At 64.4% G+C, this 25,788-nt stretch carries 20 protein-coding genes; 5 read left to right on the forward strand and 15 right to left on the reverse strand.

The features are described from left to right. Window positions 1-517: 517 nt before the first annotated feature. From galE to HWN72_RS14980, 7 genes are all read right to left on the reverse strand, one after another. Window positions 518-1,534 (reverse strand): UDP-glucose 4-epimerase GalE, encoded by a 1,017-nt coding sequence (gene galE / locus HWN72_RS14950; protein ID WP_036527480.1) that lies wholly within the window; start codon window positions 1,532-1,534, stop codon window positions 518-520. Window positions 1,535-1,974: 440 nt separating this feature from the next. After that, a complete protein-coding gene (locus tag HWN72_RS14955; RefSeq protein WP_309141573.1) occupies window positions 1,975-3,855 on the reverse strand; it encodes a DUF3363 domain-containing protein in 1,881 nt (626 codons plus the stop codon). Window positions 3,856-4,525: 670 nt separating this feature from the next. Next, window positions 4,526-5,134 carry a lytic transglycosylase domain-containing protein gene (locus HWN72_RS14960; RefSeq protein ID WP_211150578.1) on the reverse strand — a complete coding sequence of 203 codons (609 nt, stop codon included), beginning with the start codon at window positions 5,132-5,134 and terminating at the stop codon, window positions 4,526-4,528. Continuing rightward, entirely contained in the window at window positions 5,122-5,706 is a 585-nt protein-coding gene (locus tag HWN72_RS14965; RefSeq protein ID WP_248006028.1) for a S26 family signal peptidase, read from the reverse strand. Before HWN72_RS14965 ends, HWN72_RS14960 begins: the two co-directional genes overlap by 13 nt. Continuing rightward, complete coding sequence (locus HWN72_RS14970; RefSeq protein ID WP_036527468.1) at window positions 5,703-5,933, reverse strand: helix-turn-helix domain-containing protein; 231 nt, start codon at window positions 5,931-5,933, stop codon at window positions 5,703-5,705. Before HWN72_RS14970 ends, HWN72_RS14965 begins: the two co-directional genes overlap by 4 nt. Before the next feature lie 1,298 nt (window positions 5,934-7,231). After that, window positions 7,232-8,110, reverse strand: coding sequence for an ArdC family protein (locus HWN72_RS14975; RefSeq protein ID WP_211150579.1), 879 nt, complete (start codon window positions 8,108-8,110; stop codon window positions 7,232-7,234). Window positions 8,111-8,624: 514 nt separating this feature from the next. Further along, window positions 8,625-8,807: a hypothetical protein gene (locus HWN72_RS14980; protein ID WP_211150580.1), complete on the reverse strand. Its 183-nt coding sequence runs from the start codon at window positions 8,805-8,807 to the stop codon at window positions 8,625-8,627. 431 nt (window positions 8,808-9,238) lie between these two features. Between HWN72_RS14980 and HWN72_RS14985 the strand changes: the two genes are divergently transcribed. Next, window positions 9,239-10,501 carry an integrase arm-type DNA-binding domain-containing protein gene (locus HWN72_RS14985; protein WP_211150581.1) on the forward strand — a complete coding sequence of 421 codons (1,263 nt, stop codon included), beginning with the start codon at window positions 9,239-9,241 and terminating at the stop codon, window positions 10,499-10,501. A gap of 85 nt (window positions 10,502-10,586) precedes the next feature. Here the strand turns inward: HWN72_RS14985 and HWN72_RS14990 are convergent, their stop codons facing one another. From HWN72_RS14990 to HWN72_RS15000, 3 genes are all read right to left on the reverse strand, one after another. Beyond that, entirely contained in the window at window positions 10,587-10,871 is a 285-nt protein-coding gene (locus HWN72_RS14990; protein WP_081799101.1) for a thermonuclease family protein, read from the reverse strand. 266 nt (window positions 10,872-11,137) lie between these two features. Then, the gene (locus HWN72_RS14995) at window positions 11,138-14,293 is read right to left on the reverse strand and encodes an autotransporter domain-containing protein (protein WP_211150582.1); all 3,156 of its coding nucleotides are present in this window, start codon (window positions 14,291-14,293) and stop codon (window positions 11,138-11,140) included. 59 nt (window positions 14,294-14,352) lie between these two features. Then, the gene (locus tag HWN72_RS15000; protein WP_289357472.1) at window positions 14,353-14,937 is read right to left on the reverse strand and encodes an intradiol ring-cleavage dioxygenase; all 585 of its coding nucleotides are present in this window, start codon (window positions 14,935-14,937) and stop codon (window positions 14,353-14,355) included. 73 nt (window positions 14,938-15,010) lie between these two features. Between HWN72_RS15000 and HWN72_RS15005 the strand changes: the two genes are divergently transcribed. After that, a complete protein-coding gene (locus HWN72_RS15005) occupies window positions 15,011-15,244 on the forward strand; it encodes a hypothetical protein (RefSeq protein WP_036527459.1) in 234 nt (77 codons plus the stop codon). A 206-nt stretch (window positions 15,245-15,450) separates the two neighbouring features. Here HWN72_RS15005 and HWN72_RS15010 read toward each other — a convergent pair whose 3' ends face one another. Further along, window positions 15,451-16,212 (reverse strand): response regulator, encoded by a 762-nt coding sequence (locus HWN72_RS15010; protein WP_248006029.1) that lies wholly within the window; start codon window positions 16,210-16,212, stop codon window positions 15,451-15,453. Between the two features lie 713 nt (window positions 16,213-16,925). Between HWN72_RS15010 and HWN72_RS31715 the strand changes: the two genes are divergently transcribed. From HWN72_RS31715 to HWN72_RS15025, 3 genes are all read left to right on the forward strand, one after another. Continuing rightward, window positions 16,926-19,010: an ATP-binding protein gene (locus HWN72_RS31715; RefSeq protein ID WP_211150584.1), complete on the forward strand. Its 2,085-nt coding sequence runs from the start codon at window positions 16,926-16,928 to the stop codon at window positions 19,008-19,010. A 15-nt stretch (window positions 19,011-19,025) separates the two neighbouring features. Continuing rightward, window positions 19,026-19,982 (forward strand): autotransporter outer membrane beta-barrel domain-containing protein, encoded by a 957-nt coding sequence (locus HWN72_RS15020; protein ID WP_211150585.1) that lies wholly within the window; start codon window positions 19,026-19,028, stop codon window positions 19,980-19,982. Window positions 19,983-20,088: 106 nt separating this feature from the next. Further along, entirely contained in the window at window positions 20,089-21,120 is a 1,032-nt protein-coding gene (locus HWN72_RS15025; RefSeq protein ID WP_211150586.1) for an NAD-dependent epimerase/dehydratase family protein, read from the forward strand. A gap of 234 nt (window positions 21,121-21,354) precedes the next feature. Here HWN72_RS15025 and HWN72_RS15030 read toward each other — a convergent pair whose 3' ends face one another. From HWN72_RS15030 to HWN72_RS15045, 4 genes are all read right to left on the reverse strand, one after another. Beyond that, complete coding sequence (locus HWN72_RS15030; RefSeq protein WP_211150587.1) at window positions 21,355-22,275, reverse strand: SDR family NAD(P)-dependent oxidoreductase; 921 nt, start codon at window positions 22,273-22,275, stop codon at window positions 21,355-21,357. Between the two features lie 46 nt (window positions 22,276-22,321). After that, a complete protein-coding gene (locus tag HWN72_RS15035) occupies window positions 22,322-23,536 on the reverse strand; it encodes a CaiB/BaiF CoA-transferase family protein (protein WP_211150588.1) in 1,215 nt (404 codons plus the stop codon). Beyond that, window positions 23,533-24,552: an alpha/beta hydrolase gene (locus tag HWN72_RS15040; protein WP_211150589.1), complete on the reverse strand. Its 1,020-nt coding sequence runs from the start codon at window positions 24,550-24,552 to the stop codon at window positions 23,533-23,535. Before HWN72_RS15040 ends, HWN72_RS15035 begins: the two co-directional genes overlap by 4 nt. Before the next feature lie 85 nt (window positions 24,553-24,637). Continuing rightward, the gene (locus tag HWN72_RS15045; RefSeq protein ID WP_036527447.1) at window positions 24,638-25,780 is read right to left on the reverse strand and encodes a MaoC family dehydratase N-terminal domain-containing protein; all 1,143 of its coding nucleotides are present in this window, start codon (window positions 25,778-25,780) and stop codon (window positions 24,638-24,640) included. Between the last annotated feature and the right edge of the window lie 8 nt (window positions 25,781-25,788).

The raw sequence follows: 25,788 nt of genomic DNA on the forward strand, positions 1-25,788 counted from the left end.
GTTTCGGCACCACGCACGCTCGCTGATCTGCGGCCCCCGCCTTCCCCCCGAAAGGTTTCCGTGTCCGGCGCCGTCACAAACGATCCCCGCCCCTCTCTCTGTGCCGATCTGGCTCGCAAAGTCTGAGCGCCAGGGGACGAGCGTGAAGTCATGGATTTTCTCGACCAGGGCATAATTGCCCCCTCCACTTCGATCCTGTGCGCGTTACCCCGCGCGCCCCGGGCACCTCCGATGAGGTCTCGACGTGAGCATTGAAGGTCGCCCGATATCTTCGACGCCAATCTCGAAGTCTGATCGGTGCGACTATCGCAAACTTCTAAAACGTCTGCGAGGGGTGGATCACGCCAGACGCAAGCCCGCAGACCTCCGGGCCTTAGATTCGACAGGAATTGGCACGGCATGGCGCGGGCACGTCCCCCCTCGCAACCGCTATCTCTGTCGACCCTGTGAAGGCAGAAACAACGGAAGGGGTTTGGGATACACAGAAAGTAGGCAGATAGCGAAGCGCATGTCTCCCTTACACCGGGCGGATTTCGCTCAGTTTGCGTTCCCACGCCAACGCATGTTCCACGATCATACCCAGATCGTCGTACTGGGGCGTCCACGGAAGCGTCGACTTGATGCGCTCGTTGTTGGAGATGAGCGCATCGGGATCGCCCGCGCGGCGCCCCTCGAAGCGGCGGTCGATGGTGAGGTTGGTCACGCGGTCTACTGCATCCAGCACTTCAAGCACCGAGAAGCCGCGACCATACCCGCAGTTCATGGTCAGCGACTGCAACGGCTGGGCAATGATCGCCTCGAGCGCCAGAACGTGCGCACTGGCGAGATCCGAGACGTGGATGTAGTCGCGTACACCGGTGCCATCGGGTGTGTCGAAATCGGTGCCGAATACGCCGACATGACTGCGTTTTCCCAGCGCCGCTTCCACCGCCACCTTGATCAAATGCGTGGCACCTGCGGTCGACTGACCGGTGCGGCCCTGCGGGTCGGCTCCGGCCACATTGAAATAGCGTAGCACGCAATAGTTGAACGGGTGAGCGCGGCTGACGTCACCCAGCATCGCTTCGGTCATCAACTTGGACATGCCGTAGGGGTTGATCGGCTCCTTCGGCGCATCCTCGGTCACGGGCGACACCTTGGGGATACCATAAGTCGCTGCTGTCGAGCTGAAGATGAAGTGCGGTACGCCCGCCGTTATTGCCGCTTCGATCAGGGCCCGGCTCTTGGCTGTGTTGTTGTGATAGTATTTGAGGGGATTCTCGACCGATTCGGGCACCACCACCGAACCGGCGAAGTGCATGATCGCACCTTTGCCGTCACCCATACCCTGGTCAGCAAAGATGCGGGCGAGCAGGTCTGCGTCGTCAATATCGCCTTCATAGAAGGTGACGCCTTCGGGAATGGCGAAGCGGAAACCGGTGACCAGATTGTCGATCACCGCCACGGACCACCCTGCGTCCTTTAACGCCAGCACTGCATGGCTGCCGATATAACCGGCGCCGCCGGTAACGAGGACGGGATGCTTGGTGATCATGAATGTCCTTGATAAAGCGGGGTCGTTGAGAGTGTGGCGGAAGACCCAGAGCTAACGCACTAGATGCGCAATGTCTCGATCCTGTTACGAAATTTATCGAACTGAACAGATTGCGGGTGAGCGCGTGACCGGCCTGGCGATGTCCACTCCATCCACACGGATCTCCCTTCAGAGTTGCCTGTACCGCATCACGGTCGTCGGCAGATAGCATACATGCCCACTCGGCATATTGTAGACATGTAAGGTTGCAATGATTTTCCACCACAACCTAATGAGCAAGAAAGAGAGATTGTCACGGGTGCGATGGACCCATGTACGATGACCCTATGGTGCGGTGCACCCACGCAGCTGATGAGCCGTGCGGGTTCACGGTTTTCGCAGCAGTGCCTGCCGCCTCGTGGCAAAGCCATTAAACCTGGGCATCGGGGAGTACGAAGACGCTAGCCGATTTCCGGCCCCTGCCGACCCCGCTGCAGGGTCCAGTGTGGCATGGTGTCATCTCGAACAATCCCCGCGCCCTCTTTGCCGACCTGCCTCGCGAAATCACGGCTCCAGGGGACGAGCGTAAAGTCACGCGCGTTCTCGATCACCGCATAACCGCCGGCCTCCGCTTCGATCCTGCGCGCGATGCGCCCTTCTATGCGCACCTCGGATGCGGCCTCAACATAAGGCTTGCCAAGGTCGCGGGATACTTCCTCAGCCAGACGCAACAGCTCACGGCGCTCCAACTGTGCGAGCGCACCGCAGCGCAGCCTGAATCCGTGCGCATCTTCGTGCGCGAGATCCTGCTCCACCAGCCATTGCCGCCGGACGGCAAGAGCACCGCGCAGCTCGCGTCCGAAACCCTGGTCACGCGCGCCGGATACATGGGGGTCGGAAAGCTCGTGATCGAGCCATGTCACGCCGTCGAAGGTCGCCAGCTGCGCCAGCGGTCGCTTCGCCAGGACCTCAATCTCCACCGGGTAGTCACGCAATTGTCGTTCCTCGAGCGCGCCGACCCGCTCCAGAAAATCTCCCGGGATCGTCCACGTGCCCGCCGCATCTCGTTGCTTGATCAAACCTGCACGGCAGAAGGCCTCCAGACGCTGTTCGTAAATCAGGGTCTGCGCCGTGCTCGCGTGCGGATCGTGACGGAGATGGAGGCGCTGGGAATACTCCCCCGAATTGGCCGCTGCAACCGTCCCGATCGTGCGATCAATGGTGACGGTCCCGCTTTCCTGTGCCGCCGCCGCCCGGATAGCAGCCTGCTCTGCGATCTCGCTGCCGGATCCCATCACTCCAAGATCAAGATAGTGCATGTGGCCATCGACACCGTCCACCAGCAGGAATTGACGCTGGCGGTGCTGGTCACGAACGCCGTACATCTGCACTTTGCCAATGAGCGGGCCGGCGGCAGGCGTGTGGATGCGAATCTCGCGCTCCAACCCCGAACGGGTCAATTCGCGCTGCATCACGCGGATGATATCGGCGCGCTCACCCATTTGCGTTAGCGTGCTTTCGATAGCGACGTCGAGACGCCAGCGCTGCGGGCCTGCGCTGCGGGCAAGCTCCATGGCTTCCAGCCGGTGCAGTCGCCTGATCTCGTAAGCGCGCCAGATCGGATCCGCCGCTTCAGGCATGACGCAGCGCTCGCTGTCCAGACGCGAGAGAAGTCGCCGATCGATTGCGGTCAGGCGCTCCTGGTCCGCATCCCGGCTGAGGCGGGCCTCGATGTCCTGATCGGATGCCAGGCCAAGCTCACGAGTCGCCAGTTCCGCAGCGCGCTCGCGCAGGCCGTGCGCGAGGTACTCGCGGGCGATCACAAGATCCCTGCCCTTGTCATCCACCCCGCGCACCACGACGTGAGTGTGAGGGTGCCCGGTATCGTGGTGGTCGACCGCGGCCCAGTCGAGTCCGGTTCCAAGGTCCTTTTCCACCTGATCCATGAGACGGCGCATATAAGGTTTGAGGTCCTCGTAGCGCTCGCCGTCTTCCAGCGAGATGATGGCCCGAAACTGGTGCCTGTCCCCGGCGCATCGGGCGAGAAATTCGCGGCCATCGACCGGCTCGCCCCCGCGGCCGTAAAGTTCGCCAGCTTCGCCGCCGCGCGTAACGCCGTCGCGCTGGATGTAATTGAGGTGCGCGCGCGCTGCATGAAGCCCCCGGCCTTTGAGGTGCACGAGGCTCGTCTTGACGACGGCGCGGCGCGACCTCGAAAGGCCTTGCGAATTTCGCGTAGAAAGCAGTCTTCCAATCGCGGCGGCGCGACCGATGCGACTGCCATCGAAGCGCGTGCCCGAGCGCTTCGCCCTGACGCCGTGAACCCGGGCGCCGGCGTCCACTCGTGCTGCGTACTTGCGCGTCGCTTTGCCGGTATTGCCCTGCCGCCCGAGGCGCGGCTCGAATTCGTCATCGCTCATTGCATCGCCCGCCCGTTCCGGGCGTCTCGCGGCTGCCCCCCGCCTGTTTCGCGTGTCTCGTGCAATAAGCATTTCAGGATAAGGGGTTGCATGTCGTTTGGAGACACAGCTTCTATCTTGTTAATCGCCTCGATCGGCTCCTCGCGCCCCGCTTGGCCGATCTGCCGCGGCAATGCCAAGAATGCTATCCGGTCGCTGGCATCACCGGCCCCTAAAGCCGGCATGTCAGGTAACCGCGAAGGCGCGCTGCTGTCTCCCGGGCTGGCACAGTGTCCGGCACCCTCCATGCCCGCAGCGCGCCAGGGTCCTGCGATGCCGCAGGGATAGTGGAATTGCACCTGCGCAAGGCACATGATGAATATGGCCGAGCCGGCACGTCGCGGCGGATGCTTCCCACGCGCGGGCCAGCTGCAAACCAGGAAAATTGTGCAACTGATCGCGCCGCGCATGGCCCGCCGATTTCGTATTGAGCGTGGTGCCACCGCGCCGTCACGGGCCTGCAAGCCGCCTGGATCTTCAGGCCAGCGCGCCCGACACGCCGCTGCGATCCACGGTGCTACGAGCACCGGAATACCGCGCAGTGCCACGCGCATCATCGCCTGCGGATCGCGAACAGGGGATCGATCGCAGCGTCATCGCCGGGTCCATCCTTCGAAGCGCTTTCGCCTCCGCCGGGGACCACGAAGATCGAGCGCGATGCAAGGGACGGCGCATCACGGGCAGGGCCGGTCACGCGCGCAAGATAGTCTCTCGTTTCGCGGGGCAAGGGCCGCCCGGAGAGATGCTCTTCGTAGCGCGCGGGACCGGCATTGTATGCAGCGAAAAGACCTGGATAGCCGAAACGCGCGTGCAGCATGCTGAGGTAGCATGTCCCTGCCAGAATGTTGTCGCGAGGATCGTCCGGATCATCCCCAAGATGCAAGCGGTCACGCATCTCGGCCCAGGTCCCGGGCATCAGCTGCATGAGCCCGATCGCGCCCTTGCCACTGCGAATTGGGCGTCCGTCCTGAAGCGTACGGCCGGCGCTTTCCGCCTGGATGACACGCTCGATCCAGCTTCGCGGTACCGCGAACCGGGCGGCGGCCTCACCAATCAGCGCGCTCCACCGGTCCACGCTCCTGGTCGCGGCCACTGCCGGCGTGCCCGTAACGGCCGGCATCAATAGCAGCGCCATCATCCAGGCCGGCCTCACCGCGCCCATAGGAGCGTCGCCCGGCCAATGACGTACTGCTGGCTCGTAATCCCGAAATAGCGTCCGTCAAATGAGGCTGGGTTACCGGCCATAAGCAGAAGAAATTGCCCCGATCGCAGGCGCAGGCAGCCTCTCCACCACGGCATTGTGCGCCCGGCACGATCCCGCCCGAGACGGCCGGCCAGAAAGACGCCGTTGCGAAAAATCTTGCCGCCCCGTGCACAGACCCGGTCGCCAGGCCCGGCGGCGACGCGTTTCACCAATGGCACATGGGCAGCGAGATATCGCCGCTCGGCCGCAAAGTCTTCCCAGGCAGGTGTGAGCCGGGCGACAACCATTTCGCCGGTGCGAATATTGGCGCCGGGCGAGACCGTATAGAGCCCGCGCGGGGCACTCGAACTCGCATTCCACACCAGGCGCGGTGTGGGAGGAAACGCGCTCGTCAGGGCAAGACCTGCCGCGAGTATTCCCGCTGCGATAGTGCGGCGTCTTGGCCGGCATTGGGGCGGCGCAGACATGCGCCGCGGTTGTGGCCCGGCACCGATCGCGGCGCTGTGCGCACGCAGGTCGGGCGCACTCATCGCTTCAGCTCACGTTCGGCGTTGGCCTCGCTCCAAGCCTCGAGATCGTCGATGTGGTAATGCACCAGCTGGCTGTGGCGCCGATATGTCGGTCCGTCACCGCGCCGGCGCAGTCGCTTGAGGAGACGCGGCGAAACCTTGAGATAAGCCGCTGCCTGATCGGTGTTGAGGAAGGGGGAGCCGCGCCGGGCACGCTGCGCCCTTTCGACGTCATCGGGGATGTTCATCGGTAAGGTCCTCTTCGCCCCGGGGCGGCCCGCCGCCGCCCTGTTGAGGACCCTCGATCTGAAACAAACGCCAGTCCGCCGGCAGGGTCGAAAACGTCCGGGGGGTAAATTCGACCACGCCGGGCCGTTCAATGCCGGCGGGCGCAGGGCGCATCAGATAATCGGTATCTGGGTGTGAAAATTGGGCGCAGCGACGCCGTCCGCGCCGTGCATCGCCCGAAGAGGTGGTGCGGCCAAAATCCGGTGACACGGACGGGTCCGCAGCAATGCCCATCGCGAAGGAGCCATACCGCCACCGGCAAAGCGCCGGCGTAGTCCAGAGCGACCAGCGCGGTGGTCGGTGCGCTCCCCAAACATTCGTCGGTTTCGCTTTGTCGCCTGGGCAGAGGCTGGAACCGCTATTATCGATGCCTGCCACTTGCTGGCCTGTACGGGATTTCGCCGATGGGCCTTTCGGAACCTGGCAATGGGCCCGGCGCTTGTCCGACAGCATGGCCGCATCATTTTGAGTGTTCATTGGCCCGGGTATGATCACCTACGCGCCTGAAAGTCGTGTCGAGCGGAGGGTCGCAGCGACCAGACCTTGGCACGATATCTGCACGCACGTGCAGGCCATCATCGCGCGCATCTCGGCGCCCGGTCAGCGGGCTTGCAGGCCCGCTCGGGAACATCGATTTGGTCCGCGCCATTGATTAAGTCACCCTCCCAAATTCGCGTGATTCCTGGCAGGGAACTTTGCCATTTCTGCCGAAATCCGCATCGTTCGATCCGCTGCCGAGGCGAGCCGGCCGGAGGCCCTGGCTTCGCTTCTTCTGGCGCCGGGTCAAGTCGCTGCAAAGTCGCTGCACTGGCGCTTTCAGCACCGCGCCGAGTTCCTCAATGCAGCGAAAAGTCGGCAATTCGCCGCGCCAAAGGCCCTTGATGACGTGGCACGGCAAGGGCCGGTGGCAAGCGTCCTGATGCTCCCTGGAAACTGCAGGCGCACCTCATGGGAGCGCGCTGAACAGCCGTCCTCTTCGAGCATGTCGTGAACCACTTCACTGCCTGTCCGCCTGTCCTTCTTCGTCATCGTCATGCTCATAGTCACCGTGTCCTGCCCACAACAAAGACGCTGATCGCCATGCCAGCGTCGGACATTGCCACGCCCTGGATAAGGGCATGGCGAGACCTGCTGCACACCCATCGCGGGGCGTTCGATGACGCAATGGGGAGCGCCGGCAGACGTCCGCAATCCGCGGCCGGTCCCGCCGCATGCGGCGCAGCGGGACCGGCTTTGCGAGCCGAAATTGGCAGGAAAGTTAGTCCTGCCGCTGCCCGCATGAGAGCAGCCAGTCCGCAGCCTTGCTTGCTGCGCTCGCGGCGCGAAAAATCGCCTTTTCGTCAGCGCGAATCAGGTGAAGCCACGTCGCAATGTAATCGGAATGCCGGACGCTGGGCTCGATACCCAGCGCTGCGCAAGTGAACGCTGATGTGAGTTCGGCCGTCAATTCTTCCCGGGCGTAAGCCTCAGATCCGAAGTGACCGGTCTGATCGCGCTCCAGGCGTCCCTTGCCGCCGACCCAGTGGCCCAGTTCGTGCAGTGCCGTCCGGTACCAGTCGGCGGGCTCGGGAAAGGCTGCCTGAGGAGGCACCTGCACATAATCGAATCCCGGCGCATAGAAAGCGTCTACGCCGCCCACCCGGAAATCCGCGCCCGTGTCGGCAATGAGCCGGTCCGCCTGCCCGATCGCCAGAACCGGATCGGGCAGTTCAACCGGCGCCGTAAGATCATCGCAGAGACCCTCGCACTGGTCCAGATTGAAAACCACAAACCGTTTCAGAAACGCAATCGTCTTCGCCTGTGCGCCCTCGCTCTGGGCCCGTGCTGCCTCATCCCTGGGGACGAACCTGTCAGCGTAGCACACAGTGGTGCCCTTCTCGCCGCGCCGGACGTTGCCACCAGCCGCCTCGGCCTGCCGGTATGTAAGCCATCGCTGCGAGGAGAACCCGTTACCCGCTCCCGCTGCCCATAAAATGAGCACATTTATCCCGGAATAGTAGCGGCCCGACGCCGCATTTCTCGGCATCATGCAGGGACAACGCGAAGGATCCCACGGCTTCACCCAAGGCAGGCGCCCGTCTTCCAGTTCGGCGATGATCCGCGCGGTGACCTCACCATAGAGGCTGTGATGGCTCATCTTCTCTGCTCCTTTCTCAACCGCCATTGACCGGCGCCAGGGTGGCGGGGGGCGGCAGGAGCATGCTCGACAGCCCCGCCGGCCTAAGGCGGGGCGCACCTGCAAAGGCCGAAATGAAATGGAGGAGCCGGGCGCGAAGCGGACGGGTTGCGGCCCGGCGAGGCGGGGCTACAGGGCAGCGACGCCCCCCGCCACTTTGGAGCCGACAAGGCCCAGCGCCGCCGCGCGCCCGCGCGGCGCCCGCATCCGGGATGCCTAGGGCATCCCGAGCGAACCGCGATGCGGGACGAGACTTTCGCGCCAGGGATCGTTGCGGCCTTGCCGGCGAGACGCCGCCAGGCGGCTCGACTGGAGCGTCAGCGAAAGCAGAGCCCGGCCCGGCCGTGGGGCCGGGGGCGCCCCTGCTAAGCTTCAGCGCCGCGGATGGGAGAAGGAAAGCACCTGCATCGGCATTTTTGCCTGATGACGCGTTGTACTGCCTGTCCCGAAGCAGGCGGGCTCACACGGACGGGACTTACTGCCGGGTCAACGGGAGTTCGATCGGCTCGTGCGCCAAAGCGTCTGCCATGGTCAATTTTCTAAGCTGGACGAAGAACTCCAGCAGCTCGAATTCATCCTGCGGCCAGCCGCTGAAGAATGCATTGTCTAGCGCACGATTGACCTGCGCGATTCCCACGCAATCGCTGTCATTGTCCATTTGCAAACCGCCTCCGGATACCATCGGCCTTCAGCGTAGGGGCGAATGCATATCTATCTGAAGTTACAATTGCGAAAGCCATTGTGCCTCCATTTGCGCGGTCGCTACGCCTGATTTACGGAACCGCTGCTATCGCCGGCCGCTTGCCTGTCGCAGGAACGCGTGAGGGATGGCCCCTCCTGTCACCAGACAGGATCTCGCTGAATTCTGCGCACTGCGCGACAATACCCCGGCTTCTACTGGGAGAACCGTGATGGGCCGGCAAGTTCGCGAGGATTTGCACCATTCGGCTCCGGCAAGCGGCTGCTTGCTCTGTTCATCACCAGGCGAAGTGCAGTGTCCGAGGCCCTCCCGGCGGCGGCTTTTCCGGCTGCAGCCCGCAGTCTTCAGCAAGGGCCGCTTTGTGAGGGAACAATGAAGGGAACATCGAGATGGGAAAATTGACGGTTTTTCATGTCCGCGCCGCCAAGAACGGGCGTCACTGCGATGGCGACGGCCTCTACCTTATGGTCAATGGAAATCGCGCACGCTCGTGGGTGCTGCGCATTCAGCATCAAGGACGGCGGCGCGATATCGGCCTGGGGTCAGTCGATCTTGGTCGCCGCCGCCAGGATGATCCGGTCCATGCGGTGGAAATCTTGCGCAGGAAGGTGCTCACCCTTGCCGAGGCTCGCGACAAAGCCGCAATCCTGCGCCGGCTGACGCTCGCTGGACTCGATCCGGTGGCCGAGCGCGACCGCGAGGTGCAGCGTAGTCCCACTTTCGCACAAGCCGTCGATCTGGCGCACGCAGAGCTCTCGAGGGGGTGGACCGCCAAGCATGCGGCCGATTTCAAATCGACCATGCTCAGCTATGCCATACCCACACTTGGTAGCCACAGCGTCGACATTATCGACCACGCCATGATCCGGGCCACTCTGGCTCCGGTGTGGACAGACAAACCGTCTACCGCAAAGAAGGTGTTCACCCGCATCAATCAGGTGCTGGCCTATTGCCATGCGACCGGCTTGCGCACGCAGGACGTCCCGCAAAAACAGGTCGTTCGCCGGGGCCTCGCGCGCCAATCACAAAGTCAGCACCATCCGGCTGTCCCATTCCGACAGGTGCCCGTGTTCATGCATGACCTGCTTGGCGGGACAGAAAGCTCCGGACGGCTCGCACTTGCCTTTGCAGCGCTGACCGCTTCACGCAGCGGGGAAGTGCGTCAGGCAACCTGGGACCAGATCGACCTCGACACAAAAATTTGGTCTAAGCCTGCGCACATCATGAAATCGCGTAGAGCGAGCAGCGTACCGCTAAGTGAAGCAGCGCTCGTCATCTTGCGCCGGGCCGCAGTGCTGAGAGGCAAATCGCACGTGGTATTCCCAGGGCGCAGCGGTGCTTTGCTCAATAACGGAGCCCTTCGCAACTCAATGCTCGCACAAGGATGGGGCCATGCGACGGTCCACGGACTTCGTTCAAGTTTTCGGGATTGGGCCGCAGAAGAGATGCCTGCCATACCCGCAATGGTCGCCGAAATGATACTCTCGCACAGCGTGCTTTCGCAAACCGAGAGAGCTTATCTGCGAAGCGACCTCACCGCCATGCGGCGGACGCTGATGGAAGCCTGGGCCGCATTCATCATGCCCCAACCGGAGAAGCTCGCCAGCGGCGCTAGCGCCCCGTGTTCGGGCCTTCTCACGATCGATCGGTGAACTGCCAGCAGGCCGTCATCTTGCTGGCACGGTGTAGCCGGTGAAGGTCAAACGTTCAGCCGGCCGACCCACCGGACTTTCCCGGCTACTTGACCCACTGCCGGGCAAGCCCCCATGTGATCAGATATTTTCCCGCATCACGCTCATTGACATAAATGTGGGCGAGCGTGCGGCCATAGGCATCCTTGCCGAGGCGTTCGATGGTCACATGCCCCTGACCGATCAGGTTCTTCAGGGCATCGCGGCTCTCGTTCCCAAGCTGGAAGTCGCACCATGGCGGGTTTTTGGAAGCCGCCAGCTTCTTGCGCTGCGCCTTCTCGCAGCGCGCAGAGCCATCAAGTTCTGGGGCATCGATATCCGCCAGGCGCACCCGCTCCCCGCTGCAGAGACGGATGGTATCGCCATCATGGATCGACGAGACGCAAATGCCGGAAGCGGAGGCAGACGCTGCGGCGATCGCCAGTAGGAGGGACATCGCAGCGATGTAACTGGCGCTACGATGCCTGTCGCATGAAAATAGATCCAGTCCGGATGAAAAGGCTGTCCGCCCGCGTGGCGAGGCGGCAACGCTTGGCGCGTGAAGTGTCCCCGCGCCAAGCGTGCATGTCGGGAGGGGTCATCATGCGGCGGCAGATTTCAGAACGCCACGCTCAGCCCCGCGCGCGCCGAAAAGTCCGTGCCGGTGCTGGTCTGCTCGGTTCGTGCCGAGATTTTCCAGGTGAAATCATAGCCGCCTGCCAGCATGCTCACTTCGCCGATCCATGCGCCTTTGAGGCTGTCGCCGGCGATCGTGAAGGCATCGCCTGCATCGTAGCTGTCACCGCCGTTGAAGTAGGCCGTCGTGCTGCCGAGCTTTCCGGTCAGGACCTCGCGCCGCCCGGCTTCGAGCTGGAAGGTCAGCGGACGCCAGTCGGGCGAGATCGTGCCCAGCGAGTAGGAGGCCGTGACCGTCGGAGTGGCGGTCAGCATCTTGCTGGTGCGGCTCGCGACGGTGAGCGCCATCGCGTCGCTGTCGGCGGTTTCGGCGTAACCGTCTTCCCTCAGCCACATCTGCTCCAGCTCCAGCTTGGGCTTGAGGCTGAAGCGGCGCGACATGTCGAACCGATACGAGGCGCCGGCCAGGCCCGAGAACAGCCAGCCCTTCCAGTTGCCGTCGGCCGAGTACGAGAAGTCGGTATCGTCGATCGTGCCGGTGTAGGTCCGGGTCGAATCGATCGAAATGCGCGAGGCGCCGATGCGTGCCCACGCGAGCAGCGGACCGTTCTGGGTGCGCCAGAACAGGCCGAGGTCATGCTGGCCGATATCGAGCTTGCCGGTACCACCGTTGTTCTTCACCTTGCCTTGCATCCAGGCGTAGGAGACGCCGAAGTTGCCAAGATCGGTATGCCGCTCGACACCGCCCGAGAGGCCCCAGCCATTGGCCTTGTAACCAGCCGAGCCGGCGGCATCCTTGCTCGCGCGCCAGTAGATCGGCTCGAACCAGCCGCCGATGTCGGAGATATCGAACAGGGTCGTATCATCGCTGATGTGACGGGCGGCGAGACGATCGGCTGTGGTTACGGCCTTGAACACGCCGCCGGCATGATCGGGCAGCAGCCCGCCGACCTGGTCGCGCAGCGTTGCCGAATCCTCGACCTGCAGCAGGCTGTCGGTGATGTCGTCATCGTTCTGCGCGGTCGCGTAGACCGCGTCCCAGGCCGAAGCCTGCGACTTGGTAAGGCCGAGTTCGCCGGTCGTCTTGCGCGAAAGGGTCAGGTAGACGTTGTCCTCATCGCTTGTAACCGCACCGTTGTAGATGAACGGCGTGTCGACCGACGCGTTGAGCGAACCCTCGATTGCGAGATTGTCCGAGGTGAGCACGGTATAGGTGCCCTCGGCGGTCGCGAGGCTATTGACCGTCGCCGTTACGCTGGTGCCATCGGCCAATGTCGCGCTCTTGACCACGATCGTCGAGCTCTCGTCCCCGTCGACGTAGACGCCGATCGTCCCGCTCGATCCGACCGTAAGAGTGCCGAAGCTGACTGTCGTCGCCTCATCGGGAATGAGCGTGCCGCCGTTGACGGTCACCGCGACGTTGTCCGCATTGGCGAACTGGCCCGAGTACGTGGCGGTGTCGTTGATGGTGACGGTGCCGGTCTCCCCGGCGAAGTCCATCGTGCCCGAATAGCTCGATTCGCCCGAGAGCGTCGCGGTCGCCGTGCCGCTGCCGAAATAGATGTCACCCGAGTACAGAGCATCCTCGGACAAGGCCAGAGTATCGTCACCCGCCCCGAAATACGTGTCGCCGATGATCTGACCGGTCGAAGCCGAAAGGCTGTCGTTGCCCGACCCCAGCAGGATGTTGCCGCTGATCTGGGCATAGATGGAGGGATCTTCCTCGTCATTGTCCTCGACGTACTCGGCGCTCGTCTCGGCATCATCGTCGTTGAGGTACTGGGTGATGGTGACCCCGGTGGTGTTCGCCGACAGGTCGATCGCGGTGCGCGTGTCGGTGCTCGAGCCACCGGCGGTGATGAAGCCGGTGTTCTCGATCGAGGTCAGCGTGCCGGACAGGTCGCGGATCGCGGTCGTCGAGCCTTCACCGCTGGAGGTGAGCGAAGCCGAGATCGTCCCGCTGTTGTAAAGGTTCGTGACCGTGCTACCTTCGTTGATGAGCAGCGCCGTCGCCGATTGATCGTAGGAGATCGCGCTGAGCGTGCCCGAGACGCCGATGCCGTCAGTCAGGGTGACGTTGCCGCCCTCGCCGCCGATCACCAGGCCGTAGGCATCGGTATTGCTGTAGTAGGAGTTGGCCGTCACCGACCCGTCGATGACGATCGAGTAGGTGCCCATGTTGCCGGTGACCGAACCGACGGTGATGTCGCTGGTTCCACCGACTTGGATCGCGGGCCCATTGCCATATGTGGTGATGACGCCGGTGGCTTCGTCGCTGTCGTCGACGCCGTCTCCATCCTCGTCGTCATTGTCATCATCGCGGTCGATCGGCGCGGCCGCCACATAGATGCCGCCATCGACGTTGCCAGTGATCGAAACTGCCGCGGTCCCCGTACGCAGCGCCGCGCGCGAGAGCACTTCGGTCGTGCCATCATCGTCGGTGTAGGAGTAGCCCTTGGTCACCGTGCCCTGGATCGTCACCGTTCCGCTGACGTCGCCGGCCACGTTGATCCCGCTCGATCCTGAGCCGACGACCGAGACGGTGCCCTCAACGGTCAGATCGCCATCGATCCCTTGCGCCGAGATGCCCACCGCGTTGTCACCGATTACCTTGATCGTGCCGATATTGGTGATCGAGCCGGTCCAGTCACCGTCGAGCACGATGCCGCCCGAGTTCTGGCCCTCTACCGTAATCGAACCTTCATTGAGGATCGTGCCTGCCGCATCGCCGGTCACATGGACGCCATAGCGGTTGCTGGCCGAGGCGATGTTGTCGGTGACGATGCCGTCCGAATCCTCATCATCGACGACGTAGTCCTCCAGCACGGTGATCACGCCGTCTTCGCCGATGTCGAGGCTCGAGGTCGTCCCGGAATTGACGGTGATGCCCGAGGTGTTGCTGGCGTCGCCCATTTCCAGGGTGCCGCCCATGGTCACGGTCGAATCGCTGTCGATGGTGATGCCGCTGCCGCTGGCCAGCGCGATCGTGCCGTTCTCGCCCACCGTCACGTTGCCGGCACTCGAGGTGGAGAGCGCGCTCGTAGTATCCTTGGTCACCGAGGTATCGGCAAGCGAGGGCGTGGAGACGAGCGCGAGCGCGAGCGCTCCGAGGCTGGCGGTATTCTTGAACGAACGCATGGCGAGGGTGTCCCGAAAAGGATGAATTTCAACTGGTCTTGGTGGAAGGCCGGGCGGCCTCAGGTCGCGATGCCGATGAGAGCCGTACCGGTGTATCCGGCGCTCACGCTGCCACTGAGGCTCGGCGTCTGCTGGGCGATCTGGGCAGACGTGTTGTCGCCGAACACGTTGTCGGACGAAAGCGAGATCGCGTTGTAGTTGGCGATGCTGGCGGTGTAGCGGGTGTCGCCGGTGAACACGGCCGTGTTGTTGGCGGCCGGCATGGCGAGCTGCGAGATCAGCGTCGCCGTGCGCCCGGTGCTGGCCGAAGTCAGGCCGCCCGTGAACACCTCGAAATGGATGTGCGGCCAGCGGCCCGAATAGCAGGCCGGGTAGATCGTGGTGAAGGTGACCTTGCCGTCACTGTCGGTCACCTGCACCCCGCGCAGATAGCTCTCGGTCGTGACCCCGCTGGAGTAAAGCGAATAGAGGCCCGCCGCATCGCAGTGCCACACGTAGATCGCAGCGCCCTCGATCGGCGTGCAGCCATTGCTGACGTCGACGAGCTGCAGTTCGATCGTGAGTTGCACGCCATCGGCGGTATTGGTCGAGCCGATGAAGCTGGAACGGATATCGGAGCGTACCACGCCGCTCTGGGTGAGCACGTTCGAGGTGGAACCGCTGGCCGTGTTGGTGCCGTCGGCCGGGTAAGGACCATTGGTCTCGGTGGGATCGGCGATGCAGCTTGCATCCGAGGTGCCCCCCGAAGTGGACGATGAGGAGGTGCTCGACGTCGAGGAGGACGAACTGGACGTGGATGACGACGAGGTCGAAGAGGAACTGGTGGCGCCCGAGCTCGACGAACTGGAGGAATCGTCCCCGCCGCACGCGGCCAGCGCCGCTGCCGTGCCCGCGCTGGCCATGAAAGCCAGTGCCCGGCGCCGGGCGAACATCTCGCGTCCTATCGCCTGAAGGTCTTCGGCCAGCCCATGGCCGTGCGGCTCCCCGCCAGAGGCGCCCCGCTCCCGAGTTCCCATCACCGTCCTCCTTCGCGTCCGGCGTGATCGCTGGACCTGAGCGGCGAGGACTGTGCTGCGGGCTTTGCCCGGGGATTTCAGTCGAATTGCAAGAGAATTGCGATCAGTTTGCTATCGCGCCAACGAAGTACAGGCAGCGCGCTAACCGGCCGGGCGATCGTCCGCTACCGCCGGGACGAACAGGTAACCCTCGTTACGAACGGTGCGGATGATATCGCTGCCGCCCTCGCCGTCGGAGAGCTTGCGCCTCAGACGCGAAAGCTGGACGTCGATGGCCCGGTCGTAATGATCCGAATCCTCACCGCGCGACCAGTCGAGCAGCTGGTCGCGCGTCAGCACGCGGCGCGGATGCTCGGCGAAGGCCCGCAGCAGGCGGAATTCGCCATCCGACAGCGAGATAAGCGCATTGGTCGGATCGAACAGCAGGCGCAGGCCCAGATCCATGCGCCATCCCGCGAAATGCAGACAGTCACCCGAATCGGCCTCGATCGTGCGGGGCGTGGCCACCTCGGCCAATGCTCCGGCGGGCGCGGCCACGGCCCTGCGGCGCAGAACGGTGCGGATGCGGGCCAGAAGCTCGCGCGGATTGCACGGCTTGGCGAGATAGTCGTCGGCGCCCATCTCCAGCCCGACGATCCGGTCTACGTCGCTGCCGACCGCAGAAAGCATGATCACCGGCGGCGCATCGGGCCCCAGTTGGCGCAGGGCGGTGAGTCCATCCTCGCGCGGCATCATGACGTCGAGCACGATCAGGTCGAAACTCTCGCTCGCCAGCAGCTTGCGCATCTCAAGCGGATCGGCCGCCGTAGTGGCGTCGTAGCCGTGCTTGGCGAGGAAATCGCCGATCAGCGAGCGAATGCCCTCGTCGTCGTCCACGATGAGAATGCGGGTGTGCAGGTCCATTGCATGCGGTTCTAGGATCATTGTGCGCTGATGGATAGTGCGTGTTCCGGGCGGATTTCAGCCGTCGTTACACCCTGCGACACCCCTGAAATGTCGCTGCAAAGCAGTGAAATCCACAGGCAACCTCGCCCCCCGAAAAGCTGAGTCATGGACAGTCGAGCTTGCCGCGATACGTATCGGCCAGCCGTGTTCGCGGATCTTAGTGCGCCCCCCGCGCCCTTTCCCGCGACATGCGGTTCCGCTGCGTTCAAGGCCACCGTCCGGGATCCCTCCGCCAAGGGGTCTCGCGGTGCCGGGGCCATCGACCGAGCGGGTTCTGTAGTCGCACCCGTCCCGTTCGCCGGTGGCCCCGGAACAAATCGAAAAGAAATTACCCAAAAGGCTCTCCACGCGTCGGATAATTTCTTGATTGATAGTCTGCAAAACGACACAAGTGCGTGGTACTTGCCGCGCCAGCAGCTGATTGGGCGCCTTAAACGCGCTTACAGCCAGAAAGTTTCCAGCCGGACCCGCCTCTTTTGGCGATTCATGTCCGGCCCGGTCCGTGGTGACCGTTCCCGCCACCCGCTTCGGTGGGCGGCGGGAACGCGGAGCGGGGACAGGAGGGACGTGTCCCTCTCTCCTGTCCCCGCTTCGCATATCACCCGCAGGCGGCTTGCCTGCGACAATCCTCCGTCTCGAATTTGCCAACCTCCCATGGCAAAGCACAAGCCATGACCCTTCCCGAGATTCCACGCCGACTCGGCATGCCGCTGGCCATGCAGATGGTCGCGATCCTCGTGTGCGCCCTGCTGGCAGCGCAGGCGGTGACGCTCGCACTGACCGTCATCCTGCCGCCGCGCCCGGCCGAACGATGGAACATGGACGAAGTCGCCGGCGCGCTCGGCGGCGGCCCCGCCCCCAAGCGCCTCGAACGCAAAGCCATGCGCGGCCCGCCCGATGTCAGCGGACAAGGCTGGCTGGTCTCGGAATCCTCGCGCGATGCGCTGGCCCGGCGCATCGGCCAGCCCGCGAACGAGGTGGTCCTCGCCTTCTACACCCAGCTTCCCGTCGGCGGCGTCGCAGTGCCGAGCAGCGGGCGATCGCCGCTCGCCGTGAAATCCTCTGGTTCGGGCAGCCTATCCTCGCTGCTGATCGACGAGGCCCAGGCCCAGGCCATTCCCGGCGGACCGCCTGCGAGCGGATCCGCCGGTCCCACCGGCATGCCGGGCGGCGGATTTCCCGGCGGCCGCATGCCGGGCGGAAACTTTCCCGGCGGCGGCTTTCCGGGCAGCGGAGGCCCGCGCGGACCTGCACAGCCCGGTTCGTCCATGCCCCGTCCCAACCTGCCAGGCGGTCAAATCGGCGGCGGGACGAGAGGCGCTACCCCCGGCCAGGCCGGGGGCGGACGCCCTGGTGCAGGCAGCGCAAGCAGCCCCGGAAATGCCGCTGGCAATACCGCGGGGATCGGAGCCGGTGAAGGCGGGCGACCGATTGGCAGCCCTGGCGCCACCCGCGGCCCCGGCGCTTTCGCCCAGCCCGGGCTGACGCCCGGGATCGGCTTGGCTCCGCCCAGTCCCGTCATCGCCATCGCACCGCCGATCGCCCAGCCGAGCGCGGCGGCCGAGCCGATCGCCGAGACCCAGCGAGCACCCGCTCGTCCGGCCGCCCGGTCCACCACGACAGCCGCCATCCCGACTGCGGCCATTCAACCGCAGCCCGTCGCCTCTGCCCACCCGGTTGCAGCAGCCGCGGCCATACGCGCACCGGATGTGCGCCCGCAGACGGCTTCCTCTCCGCAGCCCATCCCGTTCCGCCGTGTGACGAGTTCGCTGTTCGATGTCACCTCGCCCCCGTTCATCGAAGGGGATTTCGTTGCCGCCGCGCGGCAGGCGGATGGCAGCTGGCTCGCGGTGGCCCCCCGCGCCGAGCCTTTTCCCAATGCCTGGCAGACCAGGGTAATGCTGTGGTTCGCGCTGTCTCTGGCGATCGTCAGCCCGCTGGCCTGGCTGTTCGTACGCCGTATCGTCGTGCCCTTGCGCGATTTTGCCAGGGCCGCCGAGCAACTCGGCCGCGATCCCTCGGCGACCATCCTTCCGCTCTCCGGCCCGGCGGAGATCGGCCGCGCGGCGAACGCCTTCAACCAGATGCGCCACCGCCTTCGTGCTTTCGTCGACGATCGCACCGCCATGGTCGGGGCAATCAGCCACGACTTGCGCACGCCGCTGACGCGGCTGCGCTTCCGCATCGAGGACGTGCCCGATGACCAGCGCGAGGGTCTGCTGAAGGAAGTGACCGAGATGGAAGCGATGATCAGCCAGGTCATCGCCTTCATCCGCGACGCCTCGACACCCGGTCCGCGCCAGCGGCTCGACTTCGCAGAACTCATCGCCGGCAGTGTCGCCGACTGGCAGCTTGTCGGGGCCAATGTCGAGATCGAGCGCAATGCCCACATCCCGGTCGAGGTCGATCCGGTCGGCATCCGCCGCCTGCTCGGCAACCTGCTGGAAAACGCGGTCAAGTATGGCGACAGCGCCCGCGTGCGTGTCTCCCTCAGCGGCAACGAGGCCGTCGCGGAGATCGTCGATGCCGGCCCGGGTATCCCCGAGGACGAGTTCGATCGTGCCTTCGAGCCGTTCTACCGCAGTGAAGCCGCGCGCAAGTCGGGCCGCAACGGCAGCGGGCTCGGCCTCGCCGTCTGCCGCTCGATCGCGCGGGCGCACGGCGGCGACGTCTCGTTCGCACACGGTCAGGATGGCTTCGTAGCGCGCGTGACAGTGCCTGCCGCGTTCGTCCCGACCCTGCGCAAAGCCGCCTGAGCGAACGGCAGAGCCATGCTCAGACATTTGCACGCCCTTGGTGCGTCACTGGCGCTGTCGCTATCCCTTCAGCCTGCTGCCGCGCAAGAGACCGAGGGTGCCGCCGAAACCACGACGGCCGCGACTTCATCCCGCGAGGCCGAGACTGGCACGATCGGTGACACGAGCGCCGCGCAAGTCGCCCCGCTGAGATGGACGGCGGCGGCGTCCGGCGGCATCAGCGCGCGCGACGATGGTCCGGACGGCAGTTGGCAGTCGCTCAGCCTGACGCGCACCGTTGGCCGCGGCTACTTGCGCGCCAGCGCGATGCGCTACCACGGTACGCTGCAACAGTCGGACGTCGCGCTGCCCTCGGACTATTACGTCGGGACACTCGGAGCGGGGGGAAACTTCGACAACTGGGTGATCGACGGCTGGGTCAGCTTCGGCAGGCAGGATTACGGCCGGATCAGCACCTCGCTGGGCAGCCGCGCCAGTACCGGCGCCAAGGGTAGCGACTATTACGCCATCGGTGGCGATTTCGGCCGTGTAATGCCGCTGGGGTCGCGCTTCTTTCTCACTTCGACGGTGGCCGCATCGTTTGCCGATGGAAAGCTGCTGCGCCCGGCGCCCGAAGTCACAGGCCTGCGCGATCAGGAAACCGACGAGCCGACCTGGTCGGCCAATGCTACGATGCGCATCGATTATGCATTCGGCAGTGCTCGGGAGCACTATGCCGGACTGTCCTTGTCGCGGAACTGGACCAGCAACGGCCTTTCCGCATTGCAGATTCGGCCCAATCGGGACCCCGACGCACAATTGCCATTCCGGCTCGACAGCAAGCACTATGCGGACAGTTGGTTCGAAATAGGCGCTACGACCAATATGAAGCTGGGACGCAGCCTGTACCTCGATTTGTTCACCACGCGCAGTTTCGGCGTGAAAGCTGGGAATGTAACGTCCGCAGGAGCCACCTTGCGGCGCTCGTTCTGACCTGCCCCCTCAAAAAGCGGCGGCAGGTTATCTTCTGCTCCACCATTTTGCCTTAGCATCCGCGTTCGCAATCGAATTGAAACGGACAGGCGGCAGAGCGCGCGAAATGATGACAGGAAAAGTTTCGAAGGTGGCGGAAGCAAGTGTCCTCGTGACCGGTGCAGCCGGATTCATCGGTGCCGCCGTTGCCGAGGCCCTGATGGCCCGCGGTCAGTCGGTGATCGGAATCGATAACCTCAACGACTATTATGCAGTCTCGCTCAAGCGCGCGCGCCTCGATGGGCTCGCTACGCGTCATGGCAACCTGTTTCAGTTTCGGGAACTCGACTTCGCCGACATGTCTGCGCTCACCGCAGCGTTGGGGTCTTTCACGTTCGAAACCATCGTCCACCTCGGGGCGCAGGCCGGCGTACGGTACTCTCTGGAGAATCCGCAGGCCTATGTCGCCTCCAACCTTGCCGGGCACGTCAACATGTTGGAAGTCGCCCGCGCCCGGCAGGTGGCCCATATGGTCTACGCCAGTTCAAGTTCAGTCTACGGCGGAAATGCGAAGCTCCCCTTCGCGGTGGAAGACCGCGCGGATCATCCCGTCTCGCTGTACGCGGCGACGAAGAAAGCCGATGAACTGATGAGCGAGACTTACGCTCATCTCTTCCGCCTGCCTCTCACCGGGCTGAGATTCTTCACCGTCTACGGCCCTTGGGGCAGACCCGACATGGCGATGTGGAAGTTCGCCGAACGGATTCTCAGTGACCGACCGATCGATGTCTACAATCAAGGCGAGATGAGCCGCGACTTCACTTACATCGACGACATCGTCAGCGGCGTCCTCGCCTGCCTCGACTGCCCGCCGGCCGACGACGGCGCGCAAAAGGCAGGCGGCAGCGTCAAGCCGCACGCGCTTTACAACATCGGCAACAACAAGTCCGAGCACCTGCTGCGCCTCATCGAAGTGCTGGAGGATGCCTGCGGCCGCAAGGCGAGGCGCAACCTCCTGCCGATGCAGCCCGGGGACGTCGCTGCGACTTACGCCGACATCACCGCGCTGACCCGCGATACCGGCTATATGCCGAGTACGCCGATCGAAACGGGCGTGCCGCGTTTCGTTGATTGGTTCCGGAATTACACCGGCGTGTGACAGCGTATCCTGGCGAAAGCTGGAAACTCACCAGATCAACGCTGCAACAATGGCAATCATCACCCAAAGCATCGCGTTGAATTTCACTATCGTGCCGAGATCAAAGGGCGGCACCTCGATATAAGTATTGTAGGTGTTGATCATCATAGACCTGTTGTTCAGCGTCGCATGTGGCAACCTCTCAGGATTGAAACAGCGCCCTGCCCGCGAAGTTCCTGAAATTTAATTGCCCGTTTAGGTTCCCGCTCTCTCGCGGATCATCGCGAAGCCATGCAGCAGGTGGTCGAGCTGGCCGTCCGGCACCGGCGCAAATGCCAGCTCCTCGCCGCCCTGCCGGATCGCCCCGATCTGCCCGGCCACCTCCTCAAGGCTCCATTGCGGCCGAAATACTCCCGCATTTTCCGCAACCCAGGCACGCGCCAGACGGCCCCCCATGGCAACGTACATCTCGCCGCTCACCGCGCATTGCTCGTGACAAAGGTAGGCGACCATCGGCGCCACCATCTCGGGTTCCATCGGCGGGAACCCGCTCGTGTCGATCCCTTGGGACATGCGCGTGACTGCCGCCGGCACGATGAGATTGGAGCGCACATTGCTATGCTGCCCCTCGATCGCGGCCGTGTTCGACAGGCCCATGAAAGCCGCTCTGCACAACGAATACGTGACATTGTCGGCCTTGCCGTAAAGTCCATTTATCGAACTGGTGAGGACGATCCGGCCGTAGCCTTGCGCCATCATACGGGGAAACGCCTCCCGCATGACGTGGTAAGCGCCCTTCAAGTGCACATCGAGCACCGCGCTGAAGTCCTCGTAGCCAAGGTTCGAGAGCGAGCCGCGCCGCACGTTGCCTGCCGAATGGATCAGAATGTCGACCCGCCCGAAGGCATCCAGCGCGGTATCGATGATCGCCTTGCCCCCTTCGGGCGTCGCGACACTGTCGAGACTGGCGACCGCTTGACCGCCGGCAGCGCGTATCTCGGCGACAAGAGCCTCGGCGGGTCCTTCCCCGGTCGCATCACCTGCCATCGAGACACCCGGATCGTTGACGACGACCTTGCATCCCCGCCTCGCCAGCAGCAGCGCATGTGCGCGGCCGAGGCCCCGGCCGCCGCCGGTAATCACTGCGACGCGATCGTCGAAACGCAATTCGGCCATGGCCTGTCCTCACCTCAATTGCGCCAAGCTTACCGGCGCGCTGCCGTCAGGCAACGATCCCGGCGCTGCGCAGCATCGCGATCCGCTCGGGCGATAGATCGAGCACTTCGGCCAGAATCGCATCGGTATGCTGGCCCAGCACCGGCGGCGCCTCGGGCACCGGCTGCTCCGCGTCGGTGAAACGGATCGACCGATTGACGATGGGGATCGTGCCCAGGACGGCGTGCTCGGTCTCGACGACCATGCCGCGCGCCTGCGCCTGGGGCTGGGCCAGAGCCTCGCTCACACCCAGGATCGGCGCATGCGGCACCTCGTGGGCAGTGAAGATTGCGGCCAGTTCATCGACGCAATGGCGCGCGGTGAAATCCGCGATGATCGCGTTGACCTCCTCGCGGGCGTCGCGGCGCTTTTCCAGAGTGTCGTAGCGCGGGTCCTCAGCGAGTTCCTCGCGTCCGATCGAGCGGCAGATGCGTGCCCAGAAGCCGGGTGTCAGGCAGGCGATGACGATGGATGCCTCGCGCGCCGGGAAAATTCCGTAAGGCACGAGGTTGGGATGCTGCGAGCCGACCCGCTGCGGGTCCGAACCGGTGAAGAAGGCCAGCTGCGCAATGTAGCCGAGCATGCCCATCAGGCCATCCATCAGGCTGATGTCGATATGACGCCCCTCTCCGGTACGTTCCCGCTCGTAGAGCGCCGACAGCACGCCGATCGGCCCGTTGATGCCGCCGACGAGATCACCGAGCGGGATGCCCAGCTTGGTCGGCAGCCCACCCGCCTCGCCGTTCATCGACAGCGCGCCGGACATCGCCTGGAGCACGATGTCGAAGCTCGGCCGGTCCCTGAGCGGACCGGTCTGGCCGTAGCCGGAGATCGAACAGTAGATCAGTCGGGGATTGGCCGCGTGCAGTTCCTCCCAGCCGAGCCCCAGCCGCTCCATCACGCCCGGACGGTAGTTCTCGACCAGCACATCGCACTGCGCGGCAAGGTCCTTGACGAGTGCCAGCCCCTCGGGGGTCTTGAGATCGACGACGATCGACTTCTTGCCCCGGTTGACCGCGAGGTAATAGTGGCTCTCGCCATCCCGGATGGGAGGAAAGCTGCGGGTTTCGTCCCCGGTGCCGGGCGGCTCGATCTTGAACACCTCGGCGCCGAGGTCGGCCAGCGCCAGGCTCGCGGCGGGGCCGGCCAGGACGCGCGTGAAGTCGATCACGCGAACGCCCGCCAGGGGACCGGACCAGCCGGCCGTCCCTCGCACGGTCACGCCAGTGCCTCCCGGAAGAAGCGCAAGATCGCCTCGATCGCATCACGCCCTTCGGGCAACGCGACCTGGTAGTGGTAGCAATGCCCCATGCCTTCCGCGACAATCAGGCTGGAGCGGATGCTCGCCTTGAGCAGCTGCGAATGCGTGAAGATGGCCGGACTGAGGTCCATTGCCCGGGTCCCGGTCACGATCAGCGCCGGAGGGAAGGCTGCCAGAATCTCCGGATGCCAGCCGGGCCAGGCGCTCGGATCGCGAAGATCGCAACCTGCGAAGTATCCGCGCGTGATATCGACAGGGGCGCTTCCATCGGCAGGGGGCGGGGGAAACGAGGCATCGATGTAACCCGTGACGTAAGCCGATTCGCCCGTGCCGAAGGGCACTGCCCCCGCTCCGAACACGCCGATGGCACCCGCCTGGGGCAGGTCATGGCTCGCCAGCCAGGCAGCCGCCTGCGCCGTGAGGGCACCGCCTGCAGAGCCGCCATAAATTCCGATGCGTCCCGGCGCATAGTCGGCAAGGAGTGCGCGATAGACTGCAGCGACGTCCTCCACGCCCGCCGGATGGCGATGCTCGGGCGCCATACGGTAATTGACGCTGACGACGCGGATGCGGCCGAGCGCGGCGATCGGGATGGCTTCGACGAGGGCGACCCCATCCCAGCCGACGCAGAACGCACCGCCATGCAGATTGATGAGGACGCGCTGCGGGTCGTGCCCACCTTCGACCGGCGTGACATCGAGCACCTCGACGCCGCCGATCTCGCCTCGCGTGACAATGACCGGGAACGTCGCCCGCAGCCGCTCGATCTGCGGCGCCATGTAAGCGTTGATCTGTGCGCGGCGGACGGCGATGTCATCCTCTTGGCCCGACGCATCGAACACCGGCATCGCCGCGCGCAGCCGCTGCAAGGCCGCCGCTTCCTCGCTGACCAGGCCGGAGACCGGCAGGGTAAAGGCGGGCACCTGAACGCTACCGTCGGGAAGAAACGCCGGCATCGCGCGGGTCATCGTGTCCATGGCCTTTCCCCATCCGCCGGCGTCGCGCCTTCGCGGGTATTCGTCGCCGAGCCTAGGCCCGGCGACGGTCAAGATCACCCCCGCTTCACGCCTTGCTCGGCAATTCCGCCACGGCGGTACCGAAGGCCGACAGTTCGCCGCGGTGCGTGGTCGCCTTCTGCGCCACTTCGACGTACTTCTTGCCGTTCTCCTCGAACTTGCGGGTCACCTCGCCGGTAATGACGATGGCGTCGCCGTCCGGGTTGTGACGGCGGATCTGGCAGCTCGACTTGTGCAGGAAGCCGTCGTCGCCGATCCAGTCGGTCATGTGGTGGGTCAGCCAGGAGCAGCGCTCCGGGCCGTAGTCGTAGGCGCCCGGCGCGCCGACCTCGAGCGCGAAGGCTTCGTCCCAGTGCACGCGCTCGGGGCAGTCGGGCACGTTGAAGCGGTTGCGGATACCGAGGCCCGGGTGCGCCTTCTGCATCTTGTAGGCGAGCTTGTTGGCGCGGATGTAAAGGCCGCCCCAGCCCTGCGCATAGCAGATGAAGCCGGTAACGGTCATCGGGCCCTTCATCATCGGCGGCAGCTTGTCGCCGACGTTCACGTCCTCGAAGTAGCGGGGCACCGCTCCGCGCTGCTCTTCCTGGTCGTAGATCTCGTAGAACTCATCGAGCTGTTCCTGGGTGAAGGGCTCCACGCGGCCCCGCGCCTCGGTGTACTTGGTACCGCGTTCGCGCGCCTCGTCACGGTCGGTGCGGAACACCCAGCTGTCCGCGCCCGCGACGTGGTCACCGTGCTGGTTGTAGAAGTCGACGTGATAGATCTGCTGGAACGAGCGGCCCGCGAACTTGGTCTGGTGCTCGACCAGATCCTTCAGGTAGGCCTCGACCCTGATGGTGTCGTTGCGCAGCACCGGCTTGTGCCAGGTCCAGTCGGCGCCCGCCCACATCGCGTGGACGCCCGAGAGACCACCGCAATAGCCCGAGATGATACGGCTGGTGGTGAAGAGGAACGAAGGCAGCGCGACGAGCGAGCCGTACTTGGTCTTCGCGGCGTATTCCGGGTCGCACCACAACGGATTGTCGTCGCCGATGCCGTGGGCATAGTGGCGGATGGCGTCGCGGGTGGCCTCGTAGTTCCATGGCTCTACAGTGTTCTCGATTTTCACGCCGATGCGCTGGCGCAAGTCGTCGAGCCCCTCCTCGGTGATCTTGGGGAACTTGTTCTTCGGTTCTGCTGTGGTGGCCATTTCTCTGC

Source organism: Novosphingobium sp. HR1a (assembly GCF_015594425.1).
GTDB lineage: Bacteria > Pseudomonadota > Alphaproteobacteria > Sphingomonadales > Sphingomonadaceae > Novosphingobium > Novosphingobium resinovorum_A.

Coding starts and splice junctions, on each gene's coding strand:
- galE (WP_036527480.1), bottom strand. CDS start 1,534: ATGATCACCAAGCATCCCGTCCTCGTTACCGGCGGCGCCGGTTATATC.
- HWN72_RS14960 (WP_211150578.1), bottom strand. CDS start 5,134: ATGGGCGCGGTGAGGCCGGCCTGGATGATGGCGCTGCTATTGATGCCG.
- HWN72_RS14965 (WP_248006028.1), bottom strand. CDS start 5,706: ATGAGTGCGCCCGACCTGCGTGCGCACAGCGCCGCGATCGGTGCCGGG.
- HWN72_RS14970 (WP_036527468.1), bottom strand. CDS start 5,933: ATGAACATCCCCGATGACGTCGAAAGGGCGCAGCGTGCCCGGCGCGGC.
- HWN72_RS14975 (WP_211150579.1), bottom strand. CDS start 8,110: ATGAGCCATCACAGCCTCTATGGTGAGGTCACCGCGCGGATCATCGCC.
- HWN72_RS14980 (WP_211150580.1), bottom strand. CDS start 8,807: ATGGACAATGACAGCGATTGCGTGGGAATCGCGCAGGTCAATCGTGCG.
- HWN72_RS14985 (WP_211150581.1), top strand. CDS start 9,239: ATGGGAAAATTGACGGTTTTTCATGTCCGCGCCGCCAAGAACGGGCGT.
- HWN72_RS14995 (WP_211150582.1), bottom strand. CDS start 14,293: ATGCGTTCGTTCAAGAATACCGCCAGCCTCGGAGCGCTCGCGCTCGCG.
- HWN72_RS15005 (WP_036527459.1), top strand. CDS start 15,011: ATGCAGCTTGCATCCGAGGTGCCCCCCGAAGTGGACGATGAGGAGGTG.
- HWN72_RS15010 (WP_248006029.1), bottom strand. CDS start 16,212: ATGGACCTGCACACCCGCATTCTCATCGTGGACGACGACGAGGGCATT.
- HWN72_RS31715 (WP_211150584.1), top strand. CDS start 16,926: ATGACCCTTCCCGAGATTCCACGCCGACTCGGCATGCCGCTGGCCATG.
- HWN72_RS15020 (WP_211150585.1), top strand. CDS start 19,026: ATGCTCAGACATTTGCACGCCCTTGGTGCGTCACTGGCGCTGTCGCTA.
- HWN72_RS15025 (WP_211150586.1), top strand. CDS start 20,089: ATGATGACAGGAAAAGTTTCGAAGGTGGCGGAAGCAAGTGTCCTCGTG.
- HWN72_RS15030 (WP_211150587.1), bottom strand. CDS start 22,275: ATGGCCGAATTGCGTTTCGACGATCGCGTCGCAGTGATTACCGGCGGC.
- HWN72_RS15040 (WP_211150589.1), bottom strand. CDS start 24,552: ATGGACACGATGACCCGCGCGATGCCGGCGTTTCTTCCCGACGGTAGC.
- HWN72_RS15045 (WP_036527447.1), bottom strand. CDS start 25,780: ATGGCCACCACAGCAGAACCGAAGAACAAGTTCCCCAAGATCACCGAG.